Raw genomic sequence first — 12,156 nt, 5'->3', positions numbered from 1 at the left:
TTGTTTTAGGATAAACCGTTCTCAATTTAAAACAAGTATTTTTCATAAATCCATAGAAAGAATGGTGAATGCAAAACCGATTTATCAAAAAAACATAAAACAGATATTAAGTGTATAACTCAAATAAATAATATGAACAAAACTAGATTAGAAGCTTTTAGTGATGGAGTTTTAGCTATTATTATTACAATAATGGTCTTAGAATTAAAAGTTCCCGAAGGAGAACATTTTAGTGATTTATTGACCCTTTTTCCGGTATTTATTAGTTATGTGTTGAGTTTTATTTATGTTGGAATCTATTGGAACAATCACCACCATTTATTACAAAGTGCATCAAAAGTTAATGGGCGAATTCTTTGGGCAAATCTTCATTTGCTTTTTTGGTTGTCTTTAATTCCGGCTTCTACTGGCTGGATGGGGGAACATGATTTTGCAAAAGCTACTGTAACTGTTTATGGAATTGTACTTTTTATGTCGGCCATAGCATTTATAATTTTGCAAACAACAATTATTTGCATAGATGGAGAAAAATCTTTTTTGGCAGAAGCAGTTGGAAAAGATGAAAAAGGAAAATTATCTCAAGGTTTATATCTTACGGCTATTATTGTCTCTTTTTTTTATCAATGGGTTTCATTGGCAATTTATTTAATAGTTGCCATGATGTGGTTGATTCCTGATTCTCGAATAGAAAAAAAGATTTTAAATAGAGAAAAATAAAAATTAAGCGTTTAAGTCTAATCCAAATGTTGTTCTTAATAGATCAATATTTGGATTTATTTCGTGTAAACGATTGTATCGGTCTTGATCATTTAATGCTTTCTTTATTGATACATTTTCGTTCACAATTACTTCAATATTAATATTGTGGTTGTGAAGATGTCCTCTCAAATGTCCTAAAAGCCCATTCATTTCTTTTTCAAAATCCAATTTGGAACCTTCATTTGGCAATTCGATGCTAATGTTTGTTCCGTTTAAAACGGGATCATTAATAAGTAATAAAGATTCCATGATTCTGAAGCCTTTATCTCCAAGTCTTTTAGCGTAATTATTCCATTGCAATAACATTTCTGTTTCTGTAAAAGCTTCTGTAGGTAAATCAACAGTTTCTCTTACTATTACTTTTTTGTTATCTTCTAATGTTTTTTTGGCACGAATACTAGACAATGATAATGCTGAAAACTGTGGTCCTGTTGGTTCCACTTTTTTAGGGATTTCAGGAGTTGGAGTCTTAGTTACTACCTCTTTTTGAGGAATTGAAGAAGGTGTAACTGCAGTTGGAGTGGTTTTAGTTTGCTCAACTATGGAATAGTCATTTTTTCTAAAATAGGTAGGTGGAATTATAAAGGACTCAACTTTTTTTTTTCTCCATCAAAATTGATAGAGGCTAATTGCATCAAACAAAGCTCAACTAATAAACGCTGATTTTGACTTAATTTGTATTTTAAATCGCATTCATTAGCGATAGCAATTCCTTGTAAAAGAAATTCCTGAGTGCTTTTTTGAGCTTGAATACCATATAATTTTTGAGCCTGTTCACCTGCTTCTAATAAGCTTAGGGTTGCAGGTGTTTTGCTTACTAATAAATCTCTAAAGTGTGAAGCTAATCCTGATACAAAATGATGAGAATCAAATCCTTTTGAAAGAATATCATTGAAAGCCATCAATAAATCAGGAATTTTATTTTCTAAAATTAAATCGGTTACACTAATGTAAGTTTCATAATCTAAAACATTCAAGTTTTCAGTAACTGCTTGACGAGTCAAATTAGTCCCACAATATGAAACTACTCGGTCAAAAATAGACAAAGCATCACGCATAGCACCATCCGCTTTTTGAGCAATAATGTGCAAAGCATCATCTTCAAAAACAATTCCTTGACTTTGTGCTACTTCTGCAAGATGTTCTTTAGCATCTTTTACGGTAATTCTTTTAAAATCAAATATTTGACAACGGGACAAAATCGTTGGAATGATTTTATGTTTTTCGGTCGTAGCCAAGATAAAAATAGCATGTTTTGGTGGCTCTTCTAATGTTTTCAAAAAAGCATTAAAAGCCGCCGATGACAACATGTGTACCTCATCAATAATATAGACTTTGTATTTTCCAGTTTGTGGTGGGATACGAACCTGATCAATCAAATTACGGATATCATCTACCGAGTTGTTTGATGCAGCATCTAATTCGAAAACATTAAAAGCAAAGTCTTCGTTAGGGTCATCATAACCAGGTTGGTTGATTTTTCGAGCTAAAATTCTGGCACAAGTAGTTTTTCCAACTCCTCTAGGACCTGTAAATAAAAGGGCAGAGGCAAGATGGTTGTTTTCTATGGCGTTCAATAAAGTATTGGTAATCGCCTTTTGTCCCACAACATCATTAAATGTTTGTGGACGATATTTACGCGCCGATACAATAAATTGTTCCATAGAAATTTTTATTCGAAAGCAAATATAGCTTTTAATTTAGTGAATGAAAAATTTAAATATTAAAAGATTTTAGGAATTAGTTAGGAACTTGATACCCTGTTGTTTTTTTATTTTTTAATCTAAAAAAAGCTAATTTTAATGTTATTTCCTTTTTGATTTTATGGTAATATCTAATAAAATTTGCCCCGCTTCGGTAATAGAATTGGCTGCAAATCCAGCAACATAAACCCCTTTTTTGCCTGATTTTGATTGGATTCCATAAACGATTGCTTCATCGTCTGGATTGGATTCCCCTTCATAACGATAGATGTGTTTGATTTCGTAATTGCCAGGTGTTTTTAGAATCTCATCTTCGTGTAGATTAAAGTCGTAATTAAAACCATTTTCGTTCAATTCGTCTAAAGCTTTTGAGACTGAATCATAGTGATATATAGTGTCCATAATATTGAATTTTAAAAGTTAAAAAGATACTTAAATATAACCAATTTATTTTTAATGCATTGCAAAATGCTTGTTAAAGTAGTTTTATTGGGCTTGTTACCCTAGTTTAATTATTGTACTTTTGCCGCACAGACCGCCTTATCGCTTTATGCTGAACTCGTTTCAGCATCTGAAAAGATTCTGAATCAAGTTCGGAATAAAGAGGAAAGTCCGGACACCATAGAGAAGCATAGCGGGTAACACCCGTCATTCCGATTTTTCGGGATAGGACAAGTGCAACAGAAAGTATGTACAGGTAATGCTGTAGTGAAACCAGGTAAACTCTATGCGGTGAAATACCAAGTATATCAGCATTTAAGGATTTCTCGTCCGTTGTTGAAGGGTAGGTAGCTCGATCTTGTTGGTAACAACAAGGCTAGATAAATGATAAGGGTTCGCCTCGGCGAATACAGAATCCGGCTTATAGGTCTGTTTTTTTATTTAAAACAAAAATAAAACCATTAAGAAATTTAGAAAATTAAGACAACGGCTTAATAAAACTTAAATTTCTTAATGGTTATTTTTTTAATTGATATGGTATTATGCAAACAAGAATTGGGATTTTAGGATTGGGTGGAGTAGGTGGTTATTTTGGTGGACTTTTGGCTAAAGCCTATGCTAAATCTGAATCCATCGAGATTGTATTTATTGCCCGTGGTGAAACTCAAAAAGCAATTGCCGAAAATGGATTAAAAGTCATTTCAGATGAAAGTGAATTTGTTGCTTTTCCTTATTTGGTTTCCAATGATCCTAAAGTTATAGGTAAATTAGATTATCTTATTTGTGCAACCAAAACCTATGATATTGAAGAAAGTTTGCTTTCAATTCAAAAATGCGTCAAGAAAAGCACAGTCATTCTACCTTTATATAATGGAGTAGATGCTCCCGAACGTATTCAGACTCTTTTTCCTGAAATCGAAGTTTTACAAGGTTGTGCTTATATTGTTTCCTATATTAAATCTCCTGGAGTAATTAGAAAGTTAGGACATTTTGAAAAACTATTTTTTGGTTCGATGACCGCTTCCCTTTCTAAACTGAATGCGCTGCAATCCATTTTTGAAAATGCAGGAATTCAAAGTCATTTATCGGATACTATTGAAGAAACAGTTTGGGCGAAATTCATTTTTATTTCGCCTTTAGCTTCGGCGACTTCTTATCTCAATCAAAATATTGGTGAAATTATCAACTCGGAATCGAATAGAAAATTCTATGTTGCTTTGCTGAACGAAATTACCTTGGTGGCTGCTGTAAAAGGTTTGGCTATTCCGAATGACATTATTTTGCAAACCATTCAAAAATTACAAAAATCACCTCAAGATGCTACTTCGTCCATGCACCGGGATATTTTAGCAGGCAATAAATCAGAATTGGTTTCTTTAACTGAATTTGTTATTAAAGAAGGTGAAAAATATGAAGTGGAAACACCAACTTATCAATTGGTTTTTGATAAACTTTCTTCAGGATTGAATTCTTAATTATTCTTCTTCGCCATCATTTTCTAAAGAATCACCTTCTACTTCTTGTTCCGATTCAAATTCGAAAAAACTAAAAATAGAACCGCCGTAACTTTTCTGAAAAGAGAAATTAGCCAAGTGACTCAACTTAGTATATTTCGAATGTTCGATAACCATCATTCCTTCTTCGTTAAGAATATTTCTTTCAAAAACAAGTAACACCACTTTTTCAAAAGTAGTCTGGTCTAATCCATAAGGCGGATCTGCAAAAACTATGTCAAACGAAGCATTGCATTTTTCAAGAAACTTAAAAACATCACTTTTGGTTGCCGCAATTGGGAAATCATATTCGGCAGCCGTTTGTTTTATGAATTTTACACAACCAAAATCGCCATCAACGGAAGTAATAGGCGAACTTCCGCGAGAAGCAAATTCGTAACTGATGTTTCCAGTTCCGGCAAATAAGTCCAACACTTTTAAACTGTCAAAACTAAAATGATTGTTTAAAACATTGAACAAAGCTTCTTTGGACATATCGGTTGTAGGGCGAACGGGTAAACCTTTTGGCGGGCTAATGCGTCTTCCTTTGTATTTTCCTGAAATGATTCTCATGAGTTGAAAAGTATAAAATGATTTCTGTTTTCGGCCTCAGAAAAATAATTGTTCCATCGTAAATCTTCCACATCAAGAAGTGAAACATTGCGAATGTATTTGTAAGCCATTTTAAAAAACGGACTTTCGGGAGTAATGTTCCCAATTAATTCCAAAGGAAAATTTTCGGGATTCATATTCAGTTGTTCGGCAGTGAATAAGATGTAATAAATAAAATCTTCGGGAGTTTGGTATTCAAAAGAATTAAAAAGCAACAACTTCTGATTTTGAATCACCACAATTTCAAAATGAGTGGAATTAAAATGGACCATCATTTTTTTAGTATCCACATTTTTAGAAGCATCTAATAATTTAGTGACTAAAATACTGTTGGCATGTTTGTATTCGAAAGAACCAAATTTGTCTATAAAGAAATTATTCATATTCACATACGGAATATAAACGGCATTGATTTCGTAATTGCTGATTTCGTCAAAAGCAAAAAAATCAGTTTCAAAAACTTTAGTATTGTATTGCAAATAACTTCCCAGATAATTTTCGTCAAAAAGTGGAGTCGGAACAAAAGTCGATAGATTGTTATTGTGAATTACAAGAACATCATCATATTGATCATTCAGTTCCGAATGTTCTGCAAACGCATTCGAAAATAAATCTTCTATTTTTAAATTTTTCTCGAAAGGGTCAAAATGGATTTCCTTGAATGATGAAACGGTATTGTTAAGCGTGTCAAAACAGCAAAAAGAAAGTCCAGTCAAGGAAACCTGAATGGAGAGTTTTTTATATTTCTTTTCGGTAATGTCCATTAATGAAGATTTTTTCTGAATGGCAAACTTACAAATTTCAATGGCAATAGCAATGGCAATGGCAATAACAATTTCAAAAATCAATAGCAATTTCAATAAATTCAATTTCAATGAAAAGTAATGACAATAGTGAATGGATTAAATTTATTTTCTCCTATATATATGTAGAATGATTTTCTAAAATTTCCGAAATGCAATTTTAAACGGATCATTGATATTTCCGTCAATTGTTATTGTCATTGCTATTGCCATTGAAATTTATTAAACGTAATTTGCGGTTAAAATTCAATACATGATTTCCTCCCAGTTTTACAGTCTTTTAAAAAAGAAATTTCCGTTTTCTCCCACTTATAATCAGGATATTTTTTTTCAGAAGATTGCCATCTTTTTGACTGAAACAACTAATGATAGCATTTTTGTTCTCAAAGGATACGCTGGAACGGGAAAAACTACGGTGATTTCGACTATTGTAAATAATCTTTTGGAGATTAATAAAAAATATGTTTTGTTGGCACCAACAGGTCGTGCTGCCAAAGTAATTGCTAATTATTCGAACAAAGCTGCTTTTACCATTCATAAGAAAATTTATTTTCCTAAGAAAAATTCGGGTGGTGGCCTGTCTTTTACGTTACAACAAAACAAACATAAGAATACCATTTTTATAGTCGATGAAGCTTCGATGATTTCAGATGTGGATTCCGATTCTAAAATGTATGCCAATGGTTCTTTGCTTGACGATTTGATTTCGTATGTCTATTCAGGAACCAATTGCAAGATGATTCTTTTGGGAGATACCGCTCAGTTGCCTCCTGTAAATTTAGATATCAGTCCCGCGTTAGATATTCGTACTTTGAGTATGAACTACAATAAAGAAGTCGATTATATCGAACTCGACGAAGTAATGCGTCAGGAAGAGAGTTCCGGGATTTTGCATAATGCCACCGAACTTCGGGAATTATTGAAAGATTCCTTCATCACCGATTTTCAGTTTAACGTTCGAAAGTTCAAAGATATCGTTCGATTAATTGATGGTTACGATATTCAGGATGCGATCAATTCGGCTTACAGTAATTATAGTATTGAAGATACCGCTTTTATTGTTCGTTCGAATAAAAGAGCGAATCAATATAATGAGCAAATCAGAACCAAAATTCTGGATAAAGAAAGTGAATTGTCTACCGGAGATTTTTTAATGGTAGTTAAGAACAACTATTTTTGGTTGAAAGAATCTGACGAAGCCGGTTTTATTGCCAATGGTGATATTATCGAAATTTTGGAGATTTTTAATATCAAAGAATTGTACGGATTTAAGTTTGCCAAAGTAAAAATCCGAATGGTCGATTATCCAAATCAGATTCCGTTTGAAACGGTTTTGTTATTGGATACTATAAAAAGCGAATCGCCATCATTGACTTACGAAGAATCAAACCGTTTGTATCAGGAAGTTCTAAAAGATTACGAAGGCGAAACCAAATTCAAGCAATTCCAAAAAGTAAAAGCCAACGAATATTTCAATGGACTTCAGGTGAAATTTTCTTATGCTATTACTTGTCATAAATCACAAGGAGGGCAGTGGAACACTGTTTTTATAGAACAACCATATTTGCCTAATGGAATTGATCGGGATTACATTCGCTGGTTGTACACGGCAATGACTCGTGCCAAAAACAAATTGTATCTAATAGGATTTAAAGACGAAAGTTTTGTGGATTAATTTTTACCAATTGTAGCTTCACGATGTTGCATACCCCATTCCAACATTTTATCCAGCACATCACTCAATAATTTTCCTGATTCGGTCAATTCGTATTCAACTGTAATGGGAGTTGTATCATAAACGGTGCGTTTGACCATTCCGTTCATTTCTAAATCTTTCAATTCTTTAGATAACATTCTCGGAGTGATTTTTGAAATAGTACGTTGAATATCTGTAAAACGTCTTTTTTCAAATAGTAACGAACCTATAATAGGTAACTTCCATTTTCCGCTAATTACATTTAAAGTATCGTTAACTGCTAATACAAATTGAATCGGGCAGGCTTTGGCTTCTTTAAAACTAATTACATTTTCTATTTCCATAATCTATTGATTTTATTGCTAGTATACTAAAGTATATCGATATATTTTAGTATGTTACTATATTTTATATAGCAAATGTAGTTAACTTTGAATAAAAATTAATCATAAAATTTTAAAATAATGAGTACAAAAATTTTAGTTACAGGTGCTACAGGGAATTTCGGAAGATTAACAATCGATTTTTTATTGAATAAAGGAATTGCTGCAGCTGATATTTCGGCTTTGGTTAGAGATGAAGCAAAAGCATCAGACTTGGCAGCAAAAGGAATCAACTTGAAAATAGGAGACTATGATAATTACGATTCTTTGTTGGCAGCATTTCAGGGAATCGATAAATTATTGTTGGTTTCCGGAACTGATTTAGTAAATCGTGGTAAGCAACAATTGAATGCGGTTAAAGCTGCTAAAGAAGCTGGAGTCAAACACATTTTATATACCAGTTTTGAGCGTAAAAATGAGACTGAAACTTCTCCGATTGCTTTTTTAGCCCAATCACATATTGATACGGATAATGCTATTAAAGCAAGTGGAATCAATTATACTATTTTTAGAAATAATTTATACCTAGATGTATTGCCGATGTTTTTAGGAGAAAAAGTACTGGAACAAGGAATCTTTTTCCCTGCCGGAGAAGGTCTGGCTGCTTATGTTTTTAGAAATGATTTAGCCGAAGTAGCGGCCAATGTATTGATTTCAGCTGGACACGAAAACAAAGAATACAATATGAATAATGTAGCAAATTATTCGATGAAAAATATTGCGGATACTTTAAGCGAAATTACCAATTCAACAGTAAGCTATACGAGTCCAAGTGCTGAAGTATATTCAGATGTTTTGATAAAAGCTGGTGTTCCAGGAGAATATGTTGGAATGTTTGTAGCTTTTGCAGAAGCCATAAAACAAGGAGAATTTCAGGCTGAATCCAGTGATTTAGAAAAACTATTAGGTAGAAAACCGGCAACTTTAGCTGATTTTTTGAAAGAGCTTTATCTAAAATAATTTTTTGAAAGAAAAGATTTTTTATATTTATACGAACTAGAATATCTAAAATTTAAAAACCATTAAGAAGTTAAGTTTTATAACTAACACTTAATAAAACGTAACTTCTTAATGGTAAAAAATAGTGTCTATGAATAATTTAAACGACCTACATAAAATTTCAAACACTTTTTCGAATACCGAAAAAATGCCAGTGCTATTTTTAGGACATGGAAGTCCAATGAATGCCATTGAAGAAAATCAGTTTGTGGCGGGTTTTAGAAATATGGCTAAAACGTTGCCACAGCCCAATGCTATTTTGTGTATTTCGGCACATTGGTTTACAAAAGGAACTAAAGTTACCGCAATGGAAATGCCTCGAACAATTCATGACTTTGGTGGTTTTCCTAAAGAATTGTTCGCCGTGCAATATCCTGCTAAAGGCAATCCTGATTTGGCAATTACAACTAAAGAATTATTATTACCAACAGAAGTCGAGCTCGATCATGAATGGGGGTTGGATCATGGTGCCTGGAGTGTCATTAAACATTTGTATCCCGAAGCCAATGTTCCCGTGATTCAGTTGAGTATTGATTATTCAAAATCGCCACAATACCATTTTGAGTTGGCGCAAAAATTAAGTGCTTTGCGACATAAAGGGATCCTTATTATAGGTAGCGGAAATATTGTACACAATTTACGATTAGTTGATTTCTATAATATGGACATAGATAACTATGGTTTTGATTGGGCAATTGAAGCCAGAGAAAAAGTGAACTCCTATTTATTAGATGGTAATTTTCAAGCCTTGATTGATTATGAAAAAAATGGACAAGCTTTACAACTAGCCATTCCTACACCAGAGCATTATTTGCCTTTGATTTATACTTTGGGGTTAAAAGAAAAACAAGAAGAACTGAGTTTGTTTAATGATAAATTATTGGGAGGTTCTTTGAGTATGACTTCGGTGAAGATTGTGTAAAGTTGTTTTGTTTTTAAAGAAAAAAAATAAAAAAATGGATGATATAGATTATAAAAAAAATATTGAAAAATTAGAAAGACAAGTGAAAAATTCACTCAAATTGATAAATCAGATTCGTCCTATTTTTTATTTTTTAGGGTTTTTTAGTACTTTTTGTTTTTTTCTTGAAAATGTTCAAAACCTTCAATATCTTAAAAATAATATTTCTACTATTAGCCTCGTCGGAATTTCTTTGTTATTTGGATTTCTCCTATTTTTATATAGAGAAAATTATAGATTGGGTTATGGTATTTTAGAGATTATTGTTGGTTTACTAACAATAATTTCATTATTTGAAAATATGAATAATCAATCAAGAGTTTTAGATATAGAAGTTTATGTAAAATTAGGAGGTGGTCTATATATAATAGTCCGAGGTATGGATAATGTTTTTAAAAATATTGAAAATAAGAGAATTGGTATTTGGTTGAAAAACACATATGGTATTGGAAAAAAATAAATTTTTCTTAATAAAATTATTGAAGTAAATTTACCTTATTTATGATATTATAAGAATTAATATATTTATTTGAGATTCGATTTTTATTTTTTGAATCAACAAAAAATAAAAAATATATCTTTGCGCCTTAGTGCCTTTGTGGCTAAAAAATAATATGAAAATAATAGCAGTCATTCCCGCCCGTTACGCCTCTACACGATTTCACGCTAAGTTAATGCAGGATCTTGGAGGAAAAACAGTCATTTTAAGAACTTATGAAGCCGCAGTAAACACCAATTTGTTTGATGATGTTTTTGTGGTTACAGATTCCAATTTAATTTTTGACGAAATTGTTGCTCATGGTGGAAAAGCCATTATGAGTATCAAGGAACACGAATCGGGGAGTGATCGAATTGCTGAAGCGGTGGAAAATCTGAATGTGGATATTGTAATCAATGTTCAGGGAGACGAACCTTTCATTAATGCTGAACCTTTAAAAGAGGTAATTGAAGTTTTCAAAAATGATTTGGATAAAAAAGTAGATTTAGCTTCGTTGATGTATGAAATCAAAGATGAGGAAGAAATCAACAATCCTAATAATGTAAAAGTGGTAGTGAATCAAAACAACTTTGCGTTGTATTTTTCACGTTCGGTAATTCCATATCCAAGAGAGCAAAATGTAGGTGTGCGTTATATGAAGCACATTGGAGTCTATGCTTTTAGAAAACAAGCCTTATTGGATTTTTATCATTTACCAATGAAATCTTTAGAAGCTTCTGAGAAATTAGAACAATTACGTTATTTGGAATTTGGTAAACAAATTAAAATGGTTGAAACTACTCATGCCGGAATTGGCATCGATACTAAAGAAGATTTAGAAAAAGCCAGAAAGATTGTGTAATTCTTAGACTAATTTTTCGATAACAATTAGTTCATTGTGTTTTTCGACTCTTGGAATCGCTTTAATAGTAAAATCTTCTTTTTTAAATTCGGAGATAAATTTCAGGTTCCTTTTATTTTGCTCCTTATTTAAAAGCATGGTATTAAAAAGAACAACGCCTTTACTTTTTAAAAGAAAACAAATTCGATCGATAAAAAAAGATTCGAACAAAAAATTCGGCATTTTTGTATCTTGAAAAATATCAACAATAATGAGATCGTATTTATCTTTAGTTTTCAAAACAAATTCAAAAGCATCATCAATAACAATATTGAGTTGTGGAATTTTATTCAGCTTAAAATATTGATTTGCTATTTTTATAATTTCGGCATCAATTTCAACTCCTGTAATTTTTCCTGTAAAATGAATGTCATCGATTAAAGTTTTGATGACACTTCCTCCGGCAACGCCAAGTACTAAAATGGATTCCATTTTTTTTATTTTGGCAAAGCCAATATTTTTCAAACCTAGTTTTAAAACACGTTGCAAACTTCCGTATGAATAATTGGTATTTTGAGAATCCAAAACTAAATTACCATTAGCCCAGGTAATTTCTAAAGATTCACTTAGAACCGATTTTTGGGTATGGATTTTTATAGGGTAAAAATAACTTAGTAGGCGTTTAAACATCAATTGGGTTTTTATCAAATTTAGCTTTTATATTTTGAAAACCTAAATATTTTAAAACTAAAAATACAGACGGTTTTACTTCTAAATATTTTAGAAAAACAACATGTCTTTTTGTTTTGTATCTGTTTGATTTTTAAATACAAGTACAGTGCTACCTTAACTTTTATTGTAATAAAATAAATTGAGTTAGTCATTTAGTTTCTGTATTTTTATGTCTTTAAAAACAGTCGTTATGGAAGTATTTGAAGGACAAAGCATACTAAACTTTATAAAAGAATTGCCAAATGATGAAGCTTG

Annotated in this window: 14 protein-coding genes, 1 other RNA gene and 1 pseudogene; 9 read left to right on the top strand and 7 right to left on the bottom strand. The window is 31.8% G+C overall.

The genetic code is table 11. The annotated features are described in order from the left end of the window. Both GTZ96_RS17665 and GTZ96_RS17660 read left to right on the top strand, forming a co-directional pair. A pseudogene (locus GTZ96_RS17665) lies at positions 1 to 118 on the top strand (IS1595 family transposase); the annotation flags it as partial. Between the two features lie 14 nt (positions 119 to 132). Further along, a complete protein-coding gene (locus GTZ96_RS17660; protein ID WP_161645223.1) occupies positions 133 to 717 on the top strand; it encodes a TMEM175 family protein in 585 nt (194 codons plus the stop codon). Between the two features lie 3 nt (positions 718 to 720). On the opposite strand, the gene GTZ96_RS17655 is transcribed toward GTZ96_RS17660, so the two are convergent. From GTZ96_RS17655 to GTZ96_RS17645, 3 genes are all read right to left on the bottom strand, one after another. After that, positions 721 to 1,200, bottom strand: coding sequence for a DNA polymerase III subunit gamma/tau (locus GTZ96_RS17655; RefSeq protein WP_317168924.1), 480 nt, complete (start codon positions 1,198 to 1,200; stop codon positions 721 to 723). Between the two features lie 137 nt (positions 1,201 to 1,337). Continuing rightward, positions 1,338 to 2,423 (bottom strand): DNA polymerase III subunit gamma/tau, encoded by a 1,086-nt coding sequence (gene dnaX / locus GTZ96_RS17650; RefSeq protein WP_161645222.1) that lies wholly within the window; start codon positions 2,421 to 2,423, stop codon positions 1,338 to 1,340. Between the two features lie 141 nt (positions 2,424 to 2,564). After that, entirely contained in the window at positions 2,565 to 2,864 is a 300-nt protein-coding gene (locus tag GTZ96_RS17645) for a hypothetical protein (protein ID WP_161645221.1), read from the bottom strand. Positions 2,865 to 2,989: 125 nt separating this feature from the next. Between GTZ96_RS17645 and rnpB the strand changes: the two genes are divergently transcribed. Both rnpB and GTZ96_RS17635 read left to right on the top strand, forming a co-directional pair. Beyond that, positions 2,990 to 3,343, top strand: an RNA gene (gene rnpB, locus GTZ96_RS17640) — RNase P RNA component class A. Positions 3,344 to 3,445: 102 nt separating this feature from the next. Continuing rightward, positions 3,446 to 4,378, top strand: a complete 933-nt coding sequence (locus tag GTZ96_RS17635) for a ketopantoate reductase family protein (protein ID WP_161645220.1) — start codon at positions 3,446 to 3,448, stop codon at positions 4,376 to 4,378. Here the strand turns inward: GTZ96_RS17635 and GTZ96_RS17630 are convergent, their stop codons facing one another. Both GTZ96_RS17630 and GTZ96_RS17625 read right to left on the bottom strand, forming a co-directional pair. After that, the gene (locus GTZ96_RS17630) at positions 4,379 to 4,969 is read right to left on the bottom strand and encodes an RsmD family RNA methyltransferase (RefSeq protein ID WP_161645219.1); all 591 of its coding nucleotides are present in this window, start codon (positions 4,967 to 4,969) and stop codon (positions 4,379 to 4,381) included. Next, entirely contained in the window at positions 4,966 to 5,772 is an 807-nt protein-coding gene (locus GTZ96_RS17625) for a DUF3822 family protein (protein ID WP_161645224.1), read from the bottom strand. The genes GTZ96_RS17630 and GTZ96_RS17625 overlap by 4 nt, the downstream gene beginning before the upstream one ends. 292 nt (positions 5,773 to 6,064) lie before the next feature. Between GTZ96_RS17625 and GTZ96_RS17620 the strand changes: the two genes are divergently transcribed. Continuing rightward, positions 6,065 to 7,486, top strand: coding sequence for an ATP-dependent DNA helicase (locus GTZ96_RS17620; RefSeq protein ID WP_161645218.1), 1,422 nt, complete (start codon positions 6,065 to 6,067; stop codon positions 7,484 to 7,486). Here the strand turns inward: GTZ96_RS17620 and GTZ96_RS17615 are convergent. Further along, positions 7,483 to 7,851: a winged helix-turn-helix transcriptional regulator gene (locus tag GTZ96_RS17615; RefSeq protein ID WP_161645217.1), complete on the bottom strand. Its 369-nt coding sequence runs from the start codon at positions 7,849 to 7,851 to the stop codon at positions 7,483 to 7,485. The genes GTZ96_RS17620 and GTZ96_RS17615 overlap by 4 nt on opposite strands. Positions 7,852 to 7,971: 120 nt before the next feature. Here GTZ96_RS17615 and GTZ96_RS17610 point away from each other — a divergent pair, with 120 nt between their 5' ends. From GTZ96_RS17610 to kdsB, 4 genes are all read left to right on the top strand, one after another. Then, a complete protein-coding gene (locus GTZ96_RS17610; protein WP_161645216.1) occupies positions 7,972 to 8,850 on the top strand; it encodes an SDR family oxidoreductase in 879 nt (292 codons plus the stop codon). Between the two features lie 130 nt (positions 8,851 to 8,980). Beyond that, on the top strand, positions 8,981 to 9,811 hold the full coding sequence (gene ygiD, locus GTZ96_RS17605; RefSeq protein WP_161645215.1) for a 4,5-DOPA-extradiol-dioxygenase: 831 nt from the start codon (positions 8,981 to 8,983) through the stop codon (positions 9,809 to 9,811). A gap of 34 nt (positions 9,812 to 9,845) precedes the next feature. Next, on the top strand, positions 9,846 to 10,310 hold the full coding sequence (locus tag GTZ96_RS17600) for a hypothetical protein (RefSeq protein ID WP_128197103.1): 465 nt from the start codon (positions 9,846 to 9,848) through the stop codon (positions 10,308 to 10,310). A gap of 154 nt (positions 10,311 to 10,464) precedes the next feature. Continuing rightward, positions 10,465 to 11,190: a 3-deoxy-manno-octulosonate cytidylyltransferase gene (kdsB, locus tag GTZ96_RS17595; protein ID WP_161645214.1), complete on the top strand. Its 726-nt coding sequence runs from the start codon at positions 10,465 to 10,467 to the stop codon at positions 11,188 to 11,190. Between the two features lie 3 nt (positions 11,191 to 11,193). On the opposite strand, the gene GTZ96_RS17590 is transcribed toward kdsB, so the two are convergent. After that, positions 11,194 to 11,859 (bottom strand): spermidine synthase, encoded by a 666-nt coding sequence (locus GTZ96_RS17590; RefSeq protein ID WP_161645213.1) that lies wholly within the window; start codon positions 11,857 to 11,859, stop codon positions 11,194 to 11,196. Positions 11,860 to 12,156: the final 297 nt, after the last annotated feature.

The organism is Flavobacterium undicola (assembly GCF_009909155.2).
Taxonomy (GTDB): domain Bacteria; phylum Bacteroidota; class Bacteroidia; order Flavobacteriales; family Flavobacteriaceae; genus Flavobacterium; species Flavobacterium undicola.
This window is presented reverse-complemented; position numbering and strand designations above follow the sequence as displayed.

What these genes read in the sequence shown, in the direction of transcription:
- kdsB (WP_161645214.1), top strand. Translation starts at nt 10,465, where the DNA reads ATGAAAATAATAGCAGTCATTCCCGCCCGTTACGCCTCTACACGATTT.
- GTZ96_RS17630 (WP_161645219.1), bottom strand. Translation starts at nt 4,969, where the DNA reads ATGAGAATCATTTCAGGAAAATACAAAGGAAGACGCATTAGCCCGCCA.
- GTZ96_RS17660 (WP_161645223.1), top strand. Translation starts at nt 133, where the DNA reads ATGAACAAAACTAGATTAGAAGCTTTTAGTGATGGAGTTTTAGCTATT.
- ygiD (WP_161645215.1), top strand. Translation starts at nt 8,981, where the DNA reads ATGAATAATTTAAACGACCTACATAAAATTTCAAACACTTTTTCGAAT.
- GTZ96_RS17635 (WP_161645220.1), top strand. Translation starts at nt 3,446, where the DNA reads ATGCAAACAAGAATTGGGATTTTAGGATTGGGTGGAGTAGGTGGTTAT.
- GTZ96_RS17600 (WP_128197103.1), top strand. Translation starts at nt 9,846, where the DNA reads ATGGATGATATAGATTATAAAAAAAATATTGAAAAATTAGAAAGACAA.
- GTZ96_RS17645 (WP_161645221.1), bottom strand. Translation starts at nt 2,864, where the DNA reads ATGGACACTATATATCACTATGATTCAGTCTCAAAAGCTTTAGACGAA.
- dnaX (WP_161645222.1), bottom strand. Translation starts at nt 2,423, where the DNA reads ATGGAACAATTTATTGTATCGGCGCGTAAATATCGTCCACAAACATTT.
- GTZ96_RS17610 (WP_161645216.1), top strand. Translation starts at nt 7,972, where the DNA reads ATGAGTACAAAAATTTTAGTTACAGGTGCTACAGGGAATTTCGGAAGA.
- GTZ96_RS17590 (WP_161645213.1), bottom strand. Translation starts at nt 11,859, where the DNA reads ATGTTTAAACGCCTACTAAGTTATTTTTACCCTATAAAAATCCATACC.
- GTZ96_RS17625 (WP_161645224.1), bottom strand. Translation starts at nt 5,772, where the DNA reads ATGGACATTACCGAAAAGAAATATAAAAAACTCTCCATTCAGGTTTCC.
- GTZ96_RS17615 (WP_161645217.1), bottom strand. Translation starts at nt 7,851, where the DNA reads ATGGAAATAGAAAATGTAATTAGTTTTAAAGAAGCCAAAGCCTGCCCG.
- GTZ96_RS17620 (WP_161645218.1), top strand. Translation starts at nt 6,065, where the DNA reads ATGATTTCCTCCCAGTTTTACAGTCTTTTAAAAAAGAAATTTCCGTTT.